This window comes from Chitinophaga sp. 30R24, from assembly GCF_049056765.1.
Taxonomy (GTDB): domain Bacteria; phylum Bacteroidota; class Bacteroidia; order Chitinophagales; family Chitinophagaceae; genus Chitinophaga.
Genome location: NZ_JBJGXX010000001.1, coordinates 1,361,665 through 1,380,435 on the forward strand (window position 1 = coordinate 1,361,665; position 18,771 = coordinate 1,380,435).

The following is an 18,771-nucleotide window of genomic DNA, read 5'->3' on the forward strand; positions in this document are numbered from 1 at the left end:
GGCTTATTTGGCAGTTATTTATTTAAAATGTTTCAGCAGGATTACCTCTTTCTCTGTTAGAAAGCGCCATTGGCCACGATTCAGCGTTTTTTTGGTCAAACCGGCATACATCACACGATCCAGCTTTTCTACCGTATATTCGAGATGTTCAAAAATGCGGCGCACGATACGGTTCTTTCCGCTATGGATTTCGATGCCTACCTGCTTTTTATCTTTCGGATCTACATATCCCAGTGCATCTACTATGGCTACGCCGTCTTCCAGCGTTACGCCGGCAATAATTTTTTCAAAATCTGCTTTGGTTAACGCTTTGTCCAGCTCAACCTGGTAGATTTTTTTGATATTATGTTTGGGATGCGCCAGCCTTTGGGCCAGTTCGCCGTCATTTGTCAGCAGCAATAAGCCGGAAGTATTACGGTCTAGGCGGCCTACAGGGTACACCCTTTCATTTTCGGTGGCATCCTGTATCAGGTCCATTACGGTTTTGCGGCCTTCCGGATCATCGGTGGTAGTGATGTATCCCTTGGGTTTGTTGAGCAGGATGTAGACCAGGTTTTTAGTTAGCTGGATTTTTTTATCCTGCATTGTTACGGTATCGCTGCCGCTTACTTTGGTAGCGGGTTCGGTAACTACCTGACCATTTACGGTTACTTTACCTTCTTTGATAAAGTCTACTGCTTTTCTGCGGGAGCAGAGTCCACAGTGGGCGATATATTTATTCAACGGCATCTCTCCGGGGCCGAAATTGCTTTCTTTGGAAGTTTTTCTATCTGTTCTATCTGTTTCCTGGTCCCTGGGGGAGGTTTTTATTTTTATACGTTTCCGGTCTTGTTTATCGGCAAAGCGCTCATTGGCTTTGTCGAAATATTTCTTACGGTTAAATCCGCTGGGAGTTTCCTTTGAAGCGAATTTGCCACCTTTTTTACTATCTCCATGAAAGTGGAATGCGCTGTCGTCGCTTTTTTGGCTAGCGCTGCCGTAAGTACGTTTGCGTGGCGGTTTGTCGTTGCCTGCTTTTTCGTATTTATGAGGGCGTTCTTCCGTTTTGCGGAAGTTGCTTTTAGGAGCAGTATGGTCAGAGCTGGATCTTTCTTTTTTGTTGAAGTCGCTGAAAGTGCGTTCTTCTGTGTTTTTGCCTGTGCTATAGGTGCGTTTGCGCAAAGGTTTGTCGCTACCAGGAGTGGCTGAATTGTTTTTCCGGAAAGATCTGTCGTTATCTGTTGTGCCGTTTTTCCGGAAAGAGGGACGTTCTTCCTTTTGGGTTTCACCACCGAAGCGTGGTTTCCGGAAGGAAGCGGTATCATCACTGCGTTTATCTGTTGCAGAAGTTCTTCCTGGCCTTTCGCCGTCAGCGGTAGAACGGTTGCGGTTGCGGTTGCCTGCTGGTTTGTCACTTTTACCAAACTTTGTTTCCCTTGAAGGAGCAAACCCTTTTTTAGCAGGTTGTTTTTTTCTCATAAATTATTATTGATTGATGATCATGTATATGCATGATCAATAAGATTTTTTTGAATGATTAACCCTTGTTGGCCAGTTGTCCACATGCAGCGTCAATATCTTTCCCACGGCTGCGGCGTAATCGCGCATTCACACGGTTTTTACCAAGATATTCCATGAATTCTTCGGCGGTTTGTGCATCTGGTTTCCTGAAAAGGGCCATATCAATTGGATTATATTCGATGATATTTACCAGATCGGCAGGTACTTGCCGGTAGATCTTGATGAGTTCGTCTGCATCTTCTTTAGAGTCGTTAAAATCTTTAAAGAGGATATATTCGAAAGATATTTCGTTGCCAGTGGCTTTATAAAAGTAGTTCAGCGCATCAATCAGTTCCTTTAAGTTATTGGAATCATTGATAGGCATGATCTCGCTACGTTTTTTATCGTTGGCGGCATGCAGGGAAAGGGCTAGGTTAAAGCGTACTTTATCATCACCTAGTTGCCGGATCATTTTAGCTACGCCGGCGGTAGACACCGTAATACGCTTGGGCGACATACCCAATCCATCCGGGGAGGTAATACGCTCAATGGCCTGCAGCACGTTTTTATAGTTGAGGAGGGGTTCTCCCATGCCCATAAATACAATATTACTCAGCTTTTTGCCATAGGAGCTCATAGCTTGTTTGTTAATCAAAGCCACCTCATCATAGATTTCGTCGTAGTCGAGGTTGCGCTTACGGTCCATGTAACCGGTTGCGCAGAACTTACAGCTGAGGCTGCATCCTACTTGGGAGGAAACGCAGGCAGTCTGGCGGGTATCTGTTGGAATTAATACGCCTTCCACCAGGTGGTTGTCGTGTAAACGGAAACGGCTTTTGATAGTGCCATCGTTGCTATGCTGTACGGTATCTACCGTTACGGCTGGCAAGGTAAAGTGCTCGGAAAGTTTTTGTCTTAGCTCTCGGGAGAGGTTGGTCATCGCGTCGAAACTTTCTGCGTGACGCAGCCATAGCCATTCATACACTTGTTTTGCGCGGAAAGGTTTTTCACCTATAGACCCGAAATATTCCTGTAAAGCCGGTAAACTTAAATGCCGGATATTTTTATTGTCAGACTTCATTATTGACCATTAATTGAGCAAATGCCTGCCCTTACGGCAGTCGGAAAGTAGCGGCGAAGATACGTAATATTTTATGCAATGCGACAAAGTAGCGGTAGACCTTGCTTTAGGGCTAATATACCGGTGGCTTGGTTGAGTTCTCCGGAAGTACTTTATTTGCAGATAAACCACACCCAAATGCAAGTTGCTTATATAGTAGATGCAGTACGTACGCCTATAGGTCGCTATGGGGGCGCATTAAGTAGTATTCGCCCAGATGACCTGCTGGCGCATCTGATCAGGGCATTAATGGAAAGGAATAGCTCCCTGGACCCCACCGTAATTGAAGATGTAATTGCCGGCGCTGCCAACCAGGCCGGAGAAGATAACAGGAATGTGGCGCGTATGGCTGCTTTGCTGGCAGGCTTGCCTGTAAGTGTAGCAGGCAACACCGTGAACCGTTTATGCGCTTCCGGTATGCAGGCGATTATGGACGCCGCCAGGGCGGTAATGTGCGGAGAGGGCGATGTGTACCTGGCAGGAGGCGTGGAAAGCATGACCCGTGCCCCCTTTGTGATGGCCAAATCAGATGGGGCTTTCAGCCGCAAAACAGAAATGTATGACTCTACCATTGGCTGGCGTTTCACTAACAAGAAACTGGTGGAGATGTATTATCCCTTTTCAATGGGGGAAACAGCAGAGAATGTAGCCAATCAATGGCAAATAGGCAGGGAAGAACAGGATCTTTTTGCTTTTCAGAGCCAGCAGCGCTATAAACAGGCGCTGGATGCCGGCAAATGGGGGGATGAAATAATACCCGTGCCTATTACGCCTAATAAAGAAGACCAGGTGTTTTTTTCTAAAGATGAACACCCACGGGAAACCACGCTGGAAAAGCTGGCAGGCCTGCGTCCCGCTTTCGCGAAGAATGGCTCTGTAACAGCTGGCAATTCTTCCGGTATCAACGATGGCGCCGCCGCCGTGTTGATCGTATCTGAAAAGGCACTTAAACAGTTTAACCTGCAGCCGTTGGCACAAATAAAAAGCATGGCGGTAGCCGGTGTAGACCCTGCGATTATGGGCATTGGCCCTGTGCCTGCCTCCCGGAAGGCGCTGCAACGTGCAGGCATCACCGTAGGTCAGCTACAATTGGTGGAACTGAATGAGGCTTTTGCTGTGCAGTCGCTGGCTTGTATGCGCGATCTCGGACTGGACCCCGGAATGGTGAATGTAAACGGTGGCGCTATCGCTATCGGACATCCGCTGGGATGCAGTGGTGTGCGTATTACGGCTACGTTGTTGCATGAAATGAAACGCCGCCCGGATGTTAAATATGGATTGGCAACTATGTGCGTAGGAGTAGGGCAGGGTGCTGCAATGATATTTGAGAGAAGCTTTTAGCGATTAGCTACTGGTGTCTTATAAAATAGCGAGCGGTCGGACATTACATCCGGCCGCTCGTTGCTGGCAAGCAAAAAAAAGGGTTCATCATAGACAGATTTGTTTCTCCGTCATCATTTTACGGAGATTGATCAGGCCATATCGCATACGACCTAATGCTGTGTTGATGCTCACTTGCGTGAGATCTGCAATTTCTTTGAAACTCAATTCTGCATAATGTCTCAGAATAATCACTTCGCGCTGCTCCTCTGGTAGCATATCCAGCATGCGGCGCACCCGGTCGTGGCTTTGGCGTGTGATCAGTTTCTCTTCCGCGCAACTATCACTGAAACCCAGCACATCGAAGATGTCTTTATCGTCTCCGGTCCGGATCGTAGGCGTGCGCTTGATTTTCCTGAAATGATCAACGCAAAGGTTGTGAGCAATACGCATGGCCCAGGGTAAAAACTTACCCTTTTCAGTATATCGTTCAGCCCTAATGGTGTCAATGATTTTAATAAAGGTGTCCTGGAAAATGTCCTCTGCGAGAAAAGGATCTTTTACCAATAATAGGATAGAAGTGTACACCTTGTCTTTATGACGGCGGACTAATTCTTCTAATGCGGAAGAATGACCCTTTTTAAAAAGAGTAATCAACTGCTCATCGCACAATTTGTACATTACTTGCATAAACATCTACAACTAGGCGGGTTAGTAAATAAATTACAGACTTTGCAGCCAGTTTGGTTGTTTTAATTAAGTAGAGTTCAGGCGATAAGTGAACAGTTTAAGTTAAAGAAAGATAGTTTGTTTGATAACTCCCAGCGAGATAGATCTCGGTCCTCTGCAAATATAACAGAATACTTCAATAAAACAAATAATAAAAATAGCTTTTTGCCCTCAGATTCTGGCTTTGAGCGCATTGAAGACATCGCTGAAAAGCTAACTCCTGAACTAACATCTTTTGGTGTAAATTTGTTCTGTCATGGCAACAAAAGCAACAAAGAAAAAATCGGATGTGATTGATCCTCAGGATGTTATCCAAAAGGATCATATTTTTATAAAAGGAGCCAGGGTACACAATCTTAAAAATGTAAGCGTATCCATTCCCAGAAACCAGCTGGTGGTAGTTACGGGTGTGTCTGGTTCGGGCAAGTCTTCCCTCACCATGGACACCCTCTATGCCGAAGGACAACGCAGGTATGCGGAAAGCTTAAGCTCATACGCCCGTCAGTTCCTGATGCGTATGAATAAGCCCGATGTGGACTATATCAAAGGCATTTGCCCCGCAATAGCTATCGAGCAAAAAGTAATTACCCGCACGCCCCGCTCTACGGTAGGCTCTATGACGGAGATATACGATTATCTCCGTTTGCTTTATGGAAGGGTAGGTAAAACCTATTCTCCCGTTTCAGGCCAACTGGTAAAAAAGCACGAAGTAAGCGATGTGGTAGATTATATCATTCAGCTCAAAAACGGCACAAAAGTATTGATGCTGGCGCCTTTTCGCCGGCATGCCAAAAGAGAAGCGAAAGAAGAACTGAATATCCTGCAACAGAAAGGTTTTTCCCGTTTATACGTTCCCGGTAGTGAAGGAAGTGGTTTATTGCGTATAGAAGAACTGTTGGAACAGAAAAAAATAAACGTTCCAGAAAGTGCCTGGGTGCTTATAGACCGCCTGGTGGTAAAGGATTTTGAGGAAGATGATAAACACCGTATTGCAGACAGCGTGCAAACAGCTTTCTATGAAAGTGAAGGTGATTGCTATCTCGAGATAGATGGTAAGGAAATGCAACATTTTGCAAACCGCTTCGAACTGGATGGTATCCACTTTGAAGAACCGGTGCCCAACCTCTTTTCTTTCAACAACCCTTATGGCGCATGTCCTACCTGCGAAGGTTTCGGACAAGTACTCGGCATTGATGCCGACCTGGTAATACCTGATAAACGTTTAAGTGTGTATGAGGGCGCCATCGCTCCCTGGCGTGGCGAAAAAATGGGCGAATACAAGGAAGCCCTCATTAAGGCTTCCCGTAAGTTTGGCTTCCCTATTCATAAACCCATCGCAGAGCTCACAGATGAACAGATTAAACTGTTGTGGACCGGTAACGAACATTTTTACGGGCTGAATGAGTTTTTTAAGATGGTGGAACAAAACCTGTACAAGGTGCAATACCGGGTGCTGCAAGCCCGCTACCGCGGTCGCACGGTTTGCCCCGATTGTGGAGGCGGACGTTTGCGCAAGGAAGCATTGTACATTAAAGTAGATAACAGGAGTATCGCCGAATTGGTAGATATGCCGGTATCCGATCTGAAGAACTGGTTTGATGGCTTGCAACTGAACGAGTTCGATCAACAAATCGGTAGCCGTATTTTGCTGGAAATAAATCATCGCTTAAAAACCCTGCTAGATGTAGGGTTAGGATACCTTACCTTAAACCGTGTGGCCAATACGCTGAGTGGTGGAGAAAGTCAGCGTATTCAACTTACCCGCACACTGGGAAGTAATCTCACCAACTCTCTGTATATCCTCGATGAACCCAGTATCGGTTTGCACGCCAGAGATACGCACCGGCTTATTGCCGTGCTGAAAGAGCTGCGTGATCTGGGCAATACCGTGGTAGTAGTAGAGCACGATGAGCAGATGATGGAAGAAGCCAATTACATCATAGATATGGGGCCACTGGCCAGTCATTTGGGGGGAGAAGTGATCTTTGCTGGTACCTATCCTCAAATCCTGAAAGATGGTAAAAGCCTTACCGGTAAGTACTTGAGCGGGCAATTCACTATTGATCCACCGGATAAAACCCGTAAATGGAAAAAAGCGATCACCGTAGAAGGCGCCCGCCAGCATAACCTGAAAAATATTACGGTAGATTTTCCATTGCAGGTGCTAACTGTGATCAGCGGCGTAAGCGGTTCAGGAAAAACGACCCTGGTGAAGCAAATACTATATCCGGCACTGATGAAGTTGAAAGGAGAGTTTGCAGAAAGGGTGGGTAATTATAAGGCGCTTACCGGTGCGGTAGATGATATTACCCAGGTGGAAATGATTGATCAGAATCCTATTGGTAAATCTTCCCGCTCCAATCCGGTTACTTATATCAAGGCTTACGACGAAATCCGCGAACTGTATGCTAAACAACCACTCAGCAAAATGAGAGGTTTCCAGCCTAAACATTTTTCTTTTAATGTGGATGGTGGCCGTTGTGATGCCTGTAAAGGAGAAGGGGAAGTGGTAGTAGAAATGCAATTCCTGGCCGATGTGCATCTTACTTGTGAAAGTTGCGGTGGTAAACGTTTTAAAGATGAAGTACTGGAGGTAACCTATAAGGGGAAAAATATTTACGAAGTGCTGGAAATGGGAGTAGATGAAGCACTCGAATTTTTCAAAGATGAAAAAGATGTTTGCAATAAGATACGCCCGCTAAGTAGCGTAGGACTGGGTTACGTGAAATTAGGACAAAGCAGCGATACCCTCAGCGGAGGGGAAGCCCAGCGTGTAAAACTGGCTTCTTTCCTGGGCAAAGGCAAGGCACAGGGGCATATCCTCTTCATCTTTGATGAACCTACTACCGGTTTGCATTTCCATGATATCAAAAAATTGTTGGACTCTTTCAACGCTTTGATAGAGCAGGGCCACACCGTATTGGTGATAGAGCATAACCTGGATGTAATCCGCAGCGCTGACTGGGTAATTGATCTGGGGCCTGAAGGAGGCGCTGGTGGTGGAAACTTGCTGTATGCAGGCGTACCGGAAGGATTGAAGAAAGTGAAGGAAAGTTATACAGGCAAATTCCTGAAATAAGCGGCTACATGACTAAAAAGAAGAGGGTGTATCATATTTTGATACACCCTCTTCTTTCTATAGCTTTTCGGTAGGTATTATCTGAGCCTGTCGAGAGACTTTATTAGTTTCTCATCTTTATAAATTCCTCTGCTAGCGAGCAATAAAAGAATGATGATCACAATTGGTAAAAAAGATGCCGGCAGATAAGTAGCGGAAGTAATAGCTACGCCGCCGGTACTGAGTTTATTGGCTGTTTGCTGCACCACATAATATTGATAAGCCAGGGCGCCAAAAGCAAAAAGAATGTTAAAAATTGTGAAACGAAATTGCAATTTCCGCTTCTTGAATAAAAATATACTGACAACACTCAGCAATATGATAATGATATATAATACAAACAAGAGATAGTTGCTGGAAGCGTTAACGGCTGTAACTGTGTTGTTTGTAAGCGTAGCTTTCCACAGATTGAAGGATAAAGCAGCAGCGCCTGCGGCGGCAGCCAATAGCAGATAAAGACTCTGGATGCGTTGTATCATGATATTTATGAATGTTTAACGCTGTAAAAGTAAGTATTTTTTAATGGTTAAAATACCTAATAAATCGAAGGCGTCACACTATCGGGTTAAATAGCATAATGCAATACTTCGTATATTGCACGCCCAATAACAATCTTATATTTATATGGCAAAGAAATTGAATAGGCAGGATGCGTTGGATTATCATGCATTAGGCCGGCCGGGTAAAATAGAAGTCATACCTACTAAGAACACGAAATCACAATGGGACCTGTCTCTCGCTTACTCTCCCGGAGTGGCAGAGCCCTGCAAAGAAATATACAAAGACGTAGAAAACGTTTATAAATACACAGCTAAAGGCAATTTGGTGGGCGTTATCAGCAATGGAACTGCTGTACTGGGTTTGGGTGATATTGGTCCGGAAGCCGGAAAGCCGGTGATGGAAGGTAAGGCTGTACTGTTTAAGATTTTCGCTGATATCGACGTATTTGATATAGAATTAGATGCGAAAGATCCTGATACTTTTGTAGCAGCAGTGAAGGCGTTGGCGCCTACTTTTGGTGGTATTAATCTGGAAGATATTAAAAGTCCTGAGTGCTTTGAAATTGAAGACAGGCTGAGGAGTGAGCTGAAAATACCGGTCATGCATGATGATCAGCATGGTACCGCAATTATTTCTTCTGCGGCGCTGTTAAACGCGCTGGAGCTGGTAAAGAAGAAAATAGAAAAAATAAAGATTGTAGTAAATGGCGCTGGCGCTGCTGCCATGGCTTGTGTGAAGTTGTACGTAGCCCTTGGCGCAAAACCGGAAAATTTTATCATGTTTGATAAAGACGGTGTGCTGAACAAAGGCCGCAAAGACCTTTCCGACAGGCATAAACAATTTGCTACCTCTTCTAAGATCACTACCCTGGAAGAAGCCATGAAAGGAGCAGACATGTTCCTGGGGCTTTCTGTAGGTAATGTGGTAACAGCAGAAATGATCAGGAGCATGGCTAAAAATCCGATCGTATTTGCCATGGCGAATCCTGATCCTGAAATCGCTTACGATACCGCTATTGCCGCCCGTCCGGATATCATTATGGCTACTGGCCGTTCCGACTATCCCAACCAGGTAAATAACGTATTGGGTTTCCCATACATCTTCCGTGGAGCGCTGGATGTAAGGGCTACACAGATTAATGAGGCAATGAAACTGGCAGCTGTAAGAGCGTTAGCAGAAATGGCCAAGTCGCCGGTACCAGACATTGTAAACCTGGCCTACAACGAAAAAAACCTGTTTTTTGGACCTAAATATATTATTCCTAAACCGTTAGATCCACGTTTGTTGAGCACCATAGCTCCTGCTGTGGCTAAGGCGGCGATGGAAAGTGGTGTAGCACACCATCCTATTACAGATTGGGAAGCATATTATAATGAGCTGAACCACCGTCTGGGATTGGATAATCAATTGTTCCGCGTAATTGGTACCAAAGCCCGTCGTGATCCGAGGAAAGTGGTATTTGCAGAAGCAGATAACCTGAAAGTGTTAAAAGCTGCACAGGTAGTAAGTGAAGAAGGTATTGCCTATCCAATTTTGTTGGGTAATGAAAACCGTATCCGTGCACTGATGCATGAACATGCTATCGAAATAGATGATGTGGTGATCGTAGATCCGGAGAGCGATGAAATGACAGAAATGCGCCACCATTTTGGCGACCTGTTCTTCGAAAAGCGTAAACGTAAAGGCTTGAACCTGTATGAAGCGCGTAAGATCATGCGGGAACGTAACTACTTTGGTTGCATGATGGTGGAAACAGGGGAAGCAGACGCCCTTATCTCCGGTCTTACCCGTAAATATCCGGATACTATCCGTCCGGCTTTGCAGGTAATTGGTATGGAAGAAGGTGTGAAACGCGTAGCTGGTATGTATATCATCCAAACTAAGCGCGGACCGTTGTTCTTGGCCGATACTACGGTGAATTTTAATCCCACCGCAGAAGAATTGGCAGATATTACCCTCATGGTAGCAAAAGAAGTACAGCACTTTAATATTACGCCACGTATTGCCATGCTGTCGTACTCCAACTTTGGCAGCAGCCAAACGCCGGAAGCACAATTGATGAGCAAAGCCCGTGAACTGGTGAAGCAACGTCAGCCTTCTCTTATTGTAGATGGTGAAATTCAGGCTGCTATGGCCTTTAACAAGGAAATTCTGAAAGACAATTATCCTTTTACAGAATTGTTGGGAGAAGAAGTGAATACCCTCATTTTCCCTAATCTGGCTGCTGGTAATATCGCTTATAACCTGCTGCAGGAAGTAGCGGGCTTCGATGCTATCGGCCCCATCCTGTTGGGAATGAAAAAACCGGTACATATCCTGCAATTAGGCAGTACGGTAAGGCAGATTGTGAATATGGTGAATATCGCAGTGGTGGATGCACAGGAAAAATGCTGCAGACAAACGATAGAAAAAGATAAAAAGAAAAAGAAGAAATAAGGGATGACAGCTACGGTATGCACTGTAGTGGTTAACAAGCGTATAGAAGGGGCCGGCAGTATCATCTAAGATACAAGTCTGGCCCCTTTGCTATGTACCTCTTTGTAAGAAAAGCCTTGCTGCATCGCGTTTCTCACTGCCGGGTTTTTGTTATCTTTACCTATGCAAACAATATCCCGTAAGAAAATATTTTTCCCGATCAATTTGGCTTTCCGCAATTACCTGAAATTGTATGAGCGGGAAGTAAAGTTGCCGTTATCTTACGAAGAACTGCGATATTACGATCAGTCAATAGCAGTGTACGATAAAGATGGGAATGATACACTCTGGGAAACAGTGTTTTACCCGCAAAGCATGGTAGACGCCATTCACGCAGGTTTAAAACGCATCTACTCTATCCTCAAGGCGGGTGGCGACCAAACGGCAGAGGAACATTTGCATATTGAACGGGTAGACTATTGCACTTTCGGTAATTCCCACCCATTCCGCATAAAGATTGTCAATGATTACAACGAGGTATACGACTACTTTTATATTAAAATAGCAGATGCTTCCCGCATTTATGGACTGGAGCTGGAACATATTTTATCTCCCTATTGGATGAATTTCCTGATAGATGGCAATACACTGGTGGAAGAGCATATTGCAGGTGTACCTGGTGATCAGTTTATCCTGCATTATCTGAACCGGCCGGAATTTAACCCTAAACGTATCGCCAAAGAATTTGTGAAGTTCAATGAGCGTTGTTTTGTGCGTTTATTAGGCGACATGCGCTCCTATAATTTTATCTTCGATATTACACCAGATTTTGATGATGTGCAGTTCCGTATCCGTGCCATAGATTTCGACCAGCAATTTTATGAAGGTAAACGTACCTTGTATATGCCGCAGTTTTTTAAAGAGAACAGGGTGTTTGTGGAGCTGGCCGTTAAGCATCTTAACGCAGAAGTGGTAAAACAATACCAGCAGGAGGAGCGGGCGGTAATAGCGCGCCGTATTAAGGCGCACAGGAATCGTATCAAGGATCTCCGGGACGTAATCATGGCCGACCGCGTTTCTTTCCCTGAAAAAATACAGCAGTTGGGGAATGAGCTGGCCGAATATTATCATGATCCTGTTTTTGCCCGCTGCAAAACGATGGGAGAAATAATTGAACGTAGCTTGAAACGTTTGTTGGTGAGCAGTTTACGGTAAGCCGCGTATTTAATCTTAAAATAGGATACGATTGAAAAAATCCTTCCTATCTTTGACCAGCTATGGAGTTCAAATTCTTCTATCATTTCGGAAATTTCCTGCTCATGCTAAAAGGCATGTTTTCCCGCCCGGAAAACATGAAGTTGTACTGGAAGCAATTTATGCAGCAATGTGTGGATATCGGCGTTGGATCGTTTGGGATAGTATTTATTATTTCCCTGTTTATGGGAGGAGTAACTACCCTGCAAACGGCTTATCAGCTGGTAAGCCCTATCATACCTAAAGCTACCATCGCACAGGTGGTAAGAGATACGATCATCCTGGAATTTGCCCCTACATTAACCAGCATTGTACTGGCCGGGGTAATAGGTTCTAAAATAGCCTCAGAACTGGGCAATATGCGTATTTCTGAACAGATAGATGCCCTGGAGATCATGGGAATCAATACTAAAGGCTACCTGATTGCTCCTAAAATTGTAGCAGCCGTGCTGATGATCCCTGTATTGGTAGCTATTGCCGGTTTCCTGGGTGTCTGGGGCGGAAAGGAAGCAGGGGTGCTTTCTGGTGTTATTTCTGCCGAAGAGTTTATGCAGGGCTTACGGCAGCAATTTAAACCCTATAACGTATTTTTTGCGATGGCTAAATCCTATACGTTCGGGTTTATCATCGCCAGCGTATCGGCGTACTATGGCTATAACGTTTCCGGCGGAGCGTTGGAAATCGGTAAGGCCAGTACCACTGCCGTGGTGGTGAGCTGTGTGCTCATTTTATTCATGGACTACGCATTAACGGCTATATTACTGTAATCATGATTGAACTGCAAAACATAAGAAAGAGCTTTGGAGATAAGGAAATACTGAAAGGCGTATCGGCAGTAATGGAATCCGGTAAGGTAAACCTGATCATTGGCTCCAGCGGTAGCGGTAAAACCGTAATGATGAAATGTATTGTGGGCTTGATGGGGGTAGACAGCGGAAAAGTGCTGTTTGACCAACAGGATTTTACCGCCATGGGCGACAAAGAGAAAAAAGTGATCCGCCAGGAAATAGGGATGTTGTTCCAGGGATCAGCGCTGTTTGACAGTATGACCGTAGAACAGAATGTGATGTTTCCCCTCGAAATGTTCGGTAAAGGTACCCTGAGAGAGAAGAAAAACAGGGTGGCAGAATGTTTGGAAAGGGTGCAGCTGAAAGAAGCCGCTAAAAAATTCCCTGCAGAGATCAGCGGCGGGATGAAAAAAAGAGTAGGAATAGCCAGGGCTATAGTGCTCAATCCCAAATACCTGTTTTGCGATGAGCCTAACTCCGGCCTCGATCCACAAACCTCCCTCCTGATAGATAAGCTGATTACCGAGCTTACCAAAGAATATAATATTACTACAGTTATTAACACCCATGATATGAACACGGTAATGGAAAGCGGGGATCATATCGTATATATGTACCAGGGGCAGAAGCAATGGGAAGGAAGTAACAAGGATATTATATTCAGTAAAGACCAGCGGCTGAATGACTTCATTTTCGCCTCCGAATTTCTCCGGGAAGCCAAAGAAATCCGCCAGCTAGAACTGTTTAAAGACAGTAAATGGCGGGAGCAGCTGAAGAAGGAACAAGAAGGGGAAGGATAACGGAATTTTTCTGCGCCAATTGGTAGCTTTATCTTAAAGGCACTAAATTGCAGAATTATAGAAATCGGCTTATTTTTGCCATCCAGAAGAATCGACATATAATATTAAACCAATAAAACAAGCGCGATGAGTGTTTTAGTTAATAAGGATAGCAAAGTGATTGTTCAGGGATTTACCGGAACTGAAGGTACTTTCCATGCTACGCAAATGATTGAATATGGTACCCAGGTAGTGGGTGGAGTTACGCCAGGTAAAGGTGGTACCACGCATCTTGAGCGTCCTGTATTTAATACCGTAGCAGATGCAGTAAAAGCAACCGGTGCAAATGTTTCTATCATTTTTGTACCACCAGCTTTCGCCGCAGATGCAATCATGGAAGCTACCGAAGCTGGTATTGCTCTGGTGGTATGTATCACCGAAGGCATTCCTGTTCAGGATATGATCAAAGCGAAAAACTTCCTGCAGGGTACTACTACCCGCCTCATCGGACCTAACTGCCCTGGTGTTATCACCGCGGAAGAAGCCAAAGTGGGTATCATGCCTGGTTTTATCTTTAAAAAAGGTAAAATCGGTATTGTTTCCAAATCCGGTACTTTAACTTACGAAGCAGCAGACCAGGTAGTAAAAGCCGGTTTAGGCGTTTCTACCGCTATCGGTATCGGAGGAGATCCTATCATCGGTACGCCTACTAAAGATGCAGTAGAACTGCTGATGAATGATCCTGAAACTGAAGGCATTATCATGATCGGCGAAATTGGAGGTAGTATGGAAGCTGAGGCAGCAAGATGGATCAAAGAACATGGCACTAAACCAGTAGTAGGCTTCATTGCTGGTCAAACTGCGCCTCCGGGACGCCGTATGGGCCATGCCGGCGCTATCATTGGTGGTGCAGAAGATACTGCTGCCGCTAAAATGAAGATCATGGCAGAATGCGGTGTAACCGTTGTTGAAAGCCCAGCTAACATTGGTAAAACAATGGCCGAAGTACTTAGCAAAATAGCAACGCTGGCCTAATTATCCGCCAGTAAAAATATCCTGGGTGAAAAGTGAAATGGAGCCGCTCCATCACTTTTCACCTTTTTTTATCCCCATTATAGAAGCCCTGCCAATATCCGCATCTTTTGTGAAAAATTGCCTATAAATCAAATTCCCATATGCGCTCATTCATCGGAATATTCCTTGTTTTAATCCTTAGCTCAATTAAAATTTTGGCTTAGTTTAAATATGACGACTCCTGGAAGAAGATTACCGCACTGGAAGAAAAAGACCAGCCTCAATCCGCCCTGCAGATAGTCAACGATATTTACGCCCATGCAGTCAAAGAAAAAGCTGCTGCGCAAGAGTTGAAAGCCCTCATCTATAGGATGAAGTATAATACAGAGATCAATGATAGTAGTGCTATACAAAACCTGAGGCAGATAAACCAGCAGATAGCCGCGGCTAACGGAGCTCCCCAGGCGATTTTACAAAGCCTTAAAGCCCAGATGCTATTGGACTATTATCAGCAAAACCGTCGTTTGCTTTATCAACGCACTGCCATTGCCAACAATACAGGAACAGATATCACTACCTGGAGCGCTGATAGGTTACATCAGGAAATTGCTGCCGCTTACCTGGCTTACGTCTCCCATAAACAACTGCTGCAGCAAACCGGACTGGAGCAGTTCGATGCTATTATTAGCAAAGGGAATACCCGTGCCTTGAGGCCTACGCTGTACGATCTGCTGGCCCACCGCGCCCTGGATTATTTTAAATCCGGGCAGGCCACTGAAACGCAGCCAGCCAACCAATTTGAGCTAACGGACCCCGAAGCTTTTGCTCCTGCAACAGTTTTCGCTTCCCATCATAGTGCAGGTATCAACGTGAAAGTGGTAGAATAATTTATTTTTAAAAGCTTATATTTCAGGCTGATGGATGTTTGTCTGTCAGCCTTTTTATATTGATTATCCCTATTTTTGGGCTCATGAGGAAAGTGGATTACCTTATCATAGGGCAGGGAATTGCGGGAACCATGCTGAGTTGGTTCTTACTACAGGCTGGGAAACGGGTAGTTGTTATAGACGACGCCAAGCCCAACAGCGCATCCAGAGTGGCCGCCGGCATTATTAATCCGGTATCTGGCCGCCGGTTTGAGCCAGCCTGGATGTACGATACTATTTATCCTTTTGCAAAAACTACTTATCTGCAGCTTTCGGCTTTGCTGCAGGTGCCGGTTTTTACAGAACGTCAGTTATGGACCGTTTTTCCTTCGTCCCAAATGCGGGACGCTTTCCTGCATAAAACTACCGGAAATGAATATACGGAGTTGCCATCGGCGATGAAGTATGAAGCCTTTCTCGACCAGCCATATGGCGCAGCCATTGTAAAAGGCGCCACGGTTAACCTGCGCATGTTGTTGCCAGCTTACCGTCGCTATTTGCAGGAGCAGGAAGCTTTACAGGAAAAGCAGCTGGATATTGCCGCCCTGGATATTACCGCCACAGGAGTGGTGTATGGAGATATAGCAGCGGAAAAGATCATCTTTTGTAACGGGGTAGGTACTGCAACACTGCCTTTTTTCCGGCAGGTTAAATTTCTGCCCAATAAGGGAGAGGTGTTAATGGTAACAGTACCTGGGCTGGATACGGCAGACATTATTAAAAAAGGAATTACCCTGGTGCCACAGCAGGAAAAGGAAACATTTTGGGCGGGCTCTTCCTTTGTGTGGGATTATGCTGATGAGTTACCTACTGCCAGGCAGCGGGAAGTATTGGAAAAGCATCTGTCACAGTTACTGACAGCGCCCTATACCGTTACTGGCCAAATGGCAGCAGTGAGGCCTTCCGGAAACGACCGTAGGCCTATTGTAGGGTTTCATCCGGAGTATCCGGCTATAGGCTTGTTCAATGGGCTGGGAACTAAAGGTTGTTCTTTAGCGCCTTATATGGCAGCGCATTTCAAGGATGTACTTGTTTCAAATGTGCCACTGATGCCAGAGATAGCTTTGAAAAGATATTTTTAACATGGGCCGGGCATAAAATGCCCGATGCAAAGCTTATCTTTGCCCCCCTTATGGGTGTAAGTGAATAGCAGGATAGCGGTTGCCAATTGATGGCTTCCTATTCCGTATATCAACCATAAAACTAACCTAATCAATTATTTACGCATGTACAGGACGCACACTTGCGGGGAGTTACGAATGGAGCAGGTAGGTCAGGAAGTAACCTTGGCCGGATGGATACAGACAGTAAGAAAGTTTGGCAGTATCAATTTTTTTGATCTGCGTGACCGCTATGGTATTACTCAGTTGCTCTTCGGGGAAGACCTGAATGCTAAACTGGACGAACAGCCGCTGGGCCGTGAGTTTGTAATACAAGTAAAAGGTATAGTAACCGAGCGTTCCAATAAGAATAAAAATATTCCGACCGGCGATATTGAGATCACCGTGAGCGACTTTACCATCCTCAATGCGGCTAAAACACCGCCGTTTACCTTACAGGATGATACGGACGGGGGCGATGAACTGCGTATGAAATACCGTTTCCTCGACTTGCGCCGCAACGTGGTAAGAAAGAACCTTGAATTGCGCTACCAGATAGGCCGTTCTGTTCGTAATTACCTGCACACTGCCGGCTTTATGGATATAGAAACGCCGTTTTTGATTAAATCTACACCGGAAGGCGCCCGCGATTTTGTGGTGCCCAGCCGTATGAACGCTAATGAGTTCTATGCACTGCCACAATCGCCGCAAACATTTAAGCAATTGTTGATGGTAAGCGGTTACGACCGTTACTATCAGATCGTAAAATGTTTCCGCGACGAAGATCTACGCGCCGACCGTCAGCCTGAGTTTACACAGATCGATTGTGAAATGAGCTTTGTAGACCAGGAAGATATCCTGAATACTTTTGAAGCCATGCTGAAGCATATCTTCAAGGAAATCAAAGGAATTGACTTCAACGAGGCTTTTCCACGCATCACCTGGGATGACGCCATGGAATATTATGGTAATGATAAACCGGATATCCGCTTCGATATGAAGCTGGTAACCCTGAACGATACCGTAAAGGATAAAGGGTTTAAAGTGTTTGATGAAGCTGAGCTGGTTGTGGCCGTTACTGCCAAGGGCTGTGCCGAATACACCCGTAAGCAGTTAGATGAACTGACAGAATGGGTAAAGCGGCCACAGATAGGGATGAGCGGGCTGATCTATGTTAAGTATAACACAGACGGCACGCTAAAAAGCTCGGTAGATAAATTTTTTGATGAGACACAGTTAAAACTGTGGGCGCAGAAATGTCAGGCCGAACCCGGAGACTTAATATTAGTGGTAGCCGGCAAGGAAGAGCGCACTAGAAAAGCTGCCAGCGAGCTCCGTCTTGAAATGGGAGAACGCCTGGGTTTGCGCAACAAAAACGAGTTTAAACCGTTGTGGGTAATAGATTTCCCGCTTTTTGAATATGCTGAGGAAGAGAATCGTTGGGTAGCGCGTCATCATCCATTTACATCTCCAAAACTGGAACAGATTGCCCTGATGGACGATCCTTCCCAATACGCCAAAATAAAGGCAAATGCCTATGATATAGTGTTGAATGGTACAGAGATAGGTGGCGGTTCCATCCGTATTTTCCAAAGAGACCTGCAGCAGAAGATGTTTGCCGCCCTTGGCATGAGCAAAGAGGAAGCGGAACATAAATTTGGTTTCCTGCTGGGCGCTTTTGAATATGGAGCTCCCCCACATGGAGGTATCGCCTTTGGATTTGATCGCCTGTGTTCGCTGTTAGGTGGTAGTGAGAGTATCCGCGATTTTATCGCCTTCCCGAAGAATAATTCCGGACGCGATGTCATGTTGGATGCACCTAGTGAAATTGATCAGGCTCAACTGAACGAATTAAAAATCAGTCTGGTAAAATAGTGAGGAGTACTTGCTCCATCCTTTAATAAGTACTTGGCAATCATCCTATTGGCATTTCTGATAAAGAATGCTGATTGTTAAAGGATTGCTAAAGGCTGATCCATAAAGGCGAAAGGGGCATGGTCTTTGCCAAATACCGGCATTGTAGTAAAAAATCCCCTTTGGTAGGCAAATTGCCGCATCAAAGGGGATTGGTAATAATATAAGGAACAATATTTTTTAACAAGCGATTAACAGGAGACCTAGCGTAGAGAAAGAGAAACAACTTATTATTTAAATTTTTAAAGTAATATTGCGATGTGTGATCATCGTTGATATGTGAGGTAAGAAAATGATGCTGAAAACAAAGAGAA

Annotated in this window: 14 protein-coding genes; 10 read left to right on the forward strand and 4 right to left on the reverse strand. The window is 45.1% G+C overall.

All coding sequences use genetic code 11. The annotated features are described in order from the left end of the window. Positions 1 to 18: 18 nt before the first annotated feature. Positions 19 to 1,458, reverse strand: coding sequence for a pseudouridine synthase (locus ACDQ55_RS05765; protein WP_420980258.1), 1,440 nt, complete (start codon positions 1,456 to 1,458; stop codon positions 19 to 21). A gap of 58 nt (positions 1,459 to 1,516) precedes the next feature. Continuing rightward, entirely contained in the window at positions 1,517 to 2,560 is a 1,044-nt protein-coding gene (gene rlmN / locus ACDQ55_RS05770) for a 23S rRNA (adenine(2503)-C(2))-methyltransferase RlmN (RefSeq protein ID WP_420980260.1), read from the reverse strand. Positions 2,561 to 2,737: 177 nt separating this feature from the next. Between rlmN and ACDQ55_RS05775 the strand changes: the two genes are divergently transcribed. Beyond that, on the forward strand, positions 2,738 to 3,940 hold the full coding sequence (locus ACDQ55_RS05775) for a thiolase family protein (protein ID WP_420980261.1): 1,203 nt from the start codon (positions 2,738 to 2,740) through the stop codon (positions 3,938 to 3,940). 87 nt (positions 3,941 to 4,027) lie between these two features. Here ACDQ55_RS05775 and ACDQ55_RS05780 read toward each other — a convergent pair whose 3' ends face one another. Further along, positions 4,028 to 4,609, reverse strand: a complete 582-nt coding sequence (locus tag ACDQ55_RS05780) for an RNA polymerase sigma factor (RefSeq protein WP_420980263.1) — start codon at positions 4,607 to 4,609, stop codon at positions 4,028 to 4,030. A gap of 295 nt (positions 4,610 to 4,904) precedes the next feature. Here ACDQ55_RS05780 and uvrA point away from each other — a divergent pair, with 295 nt between their 5' ends. Then, positions 4,905 to 7,727 (forward strand): excinuclease ABC subunit UvrA, encoded by a 2,823-nt coding sequence (gene uvrA, locus ACDQ55_RS05785; protein WP_420980264.1) that lies wholly within the window; start codon positions 4,905 to 4,907, stop codon positions 7,725 to 7,727. 77 nt (positions 7,728 to 7,804) lie between these two features. On the opposite strand, the gene ACDQ55_RS05790 is transcribed toward uvrA, so the two are convergent. Then, on the reverse strand, positions 7,805 to 8,245 hold the full coding sequence (locus tag ACDQ55_RS05790) for a DUF4293 domain-containing protein (RefSeq protein WP_420980266.1): 441 nt from the start codon (positions 8,243 to 8,245) through the stop codon (positions 7,805 to 7,807). Between the two features lie 145 nt (positions 8,246 to 8,390). Here ACDQ55_RS05790 and ACDQ55_RS05795 point away from each other — a divergent pair, with 145 nt between their 5' ends. The 8 genes from ACDQ55_RS05795 (at position 8,391) to aspS (ending at position 18,418) form a co-directional block, all read left to right on the forward strand. Next, positions 8,391 to 10,703: an NADP-dependent malic enzyme gene (locus tag ACDQ55_RS05795; protein ID WP_420980267.1), complete on the forward strand. Its 2,313-nt coding sequence runs from the start codon at positions 8,391 to 8,393 to the stop codon at positions 10,701 to 10,703. Positions 10,704 to 10,865: 162 nt separating this feature from the next. Continuing rightward, positions 10,866 to 11,897, forward strand: a complete 1,032-nt coding sequence (locus ACDQ55_RS05800; protein ID WP_420980269.1) for a hypothetical protein — start codon at positions 10,866 to 10,868, stop codon at positions 11,895 to 11,897. Positions 11,898 to 11,959: 62 nt separating this feature from the next. Then, positions 11,960 to 12,703 carry an MlaE family ABC transporter permease gene (locus tag ACDQ55_RS05805; RefSeq protein WP_420980270.1) on the forward strand — a complete coding sequence of 248 codons (744 nt, stop codon included), beginning with the start codon at positions 11,960 to 11,962 and terminating at the stop codon, positions 12,701 to 12,703. A 2-nt stretch (positions 12,704 to 12,705) separates the two neighbouring features. Then, complete coding sequence (locus tag ACDQ55_RS05810) at positions 12,706 to 13,524, forward strand: ABC transporter ATP-binding protein (RefSeq protein ID WP_420980272.1); 819 nt, start codon at positions 12,706 to 12,708, stop codon at positions 13,522 to 13,524. 126 nt (positions 13,525 to 13,650) lie between these two features. Beyond that, positions 13,651 to 14,538, forward strand: coding sequence for a succinate--CoA ligase subunit alpha (gene sucD, locus ACDQ55_RS05815; protein ID WP_420980273.1), 888 nt, complete (start codon positions 13,651 to 13,653; stop codon positions 14,536 to 14,538). Positions 14,539 to 14,888: 350 nt separating this feature from the next. Continuing rightward, positions 14,889 to 15,404: a hypothetical protein gene (locus tag ACDQ55_RS05820; RefSeq protein WP_420980274.1), complete on the forward strand. Its 516-nt coding sequence runs from the start codon at positions 14,889 to 14,891 to the stop codon at positions 15,402 to 15,404. An 83-nt stretch (positions 15,405 to 15,487) separates the two neighbouring features. Continuing rightward, entirely contained in the window at positions 15,488 to 16,525 is a 1,038-nt protein-coding gene (locus ACDQ55_RS05825) for an NAD(P)/FAD-dependent oxidoreductase (protein WP_420980275.1), read from the forward strand. A gap of 144 nt (positions 16,526 to 16,669) precedes the next feature. After that, the gene (gene aspS / locus ACDQ55_RS05830; RefSeq protein WP_420980276.1) at positions 16,670 to 18,418 is read left to right on the forward strand and encodes an aspartate--tRNA ligase; all 1,749 of its coding nucleotides are present in this window, start codon (positions 16,670 to 16,672) and stop codon (positions 18,416 to 18,418) included. The last annotated feature ends 353 nt before the right edge of the window (positions 18,419 to 18,771 follow it).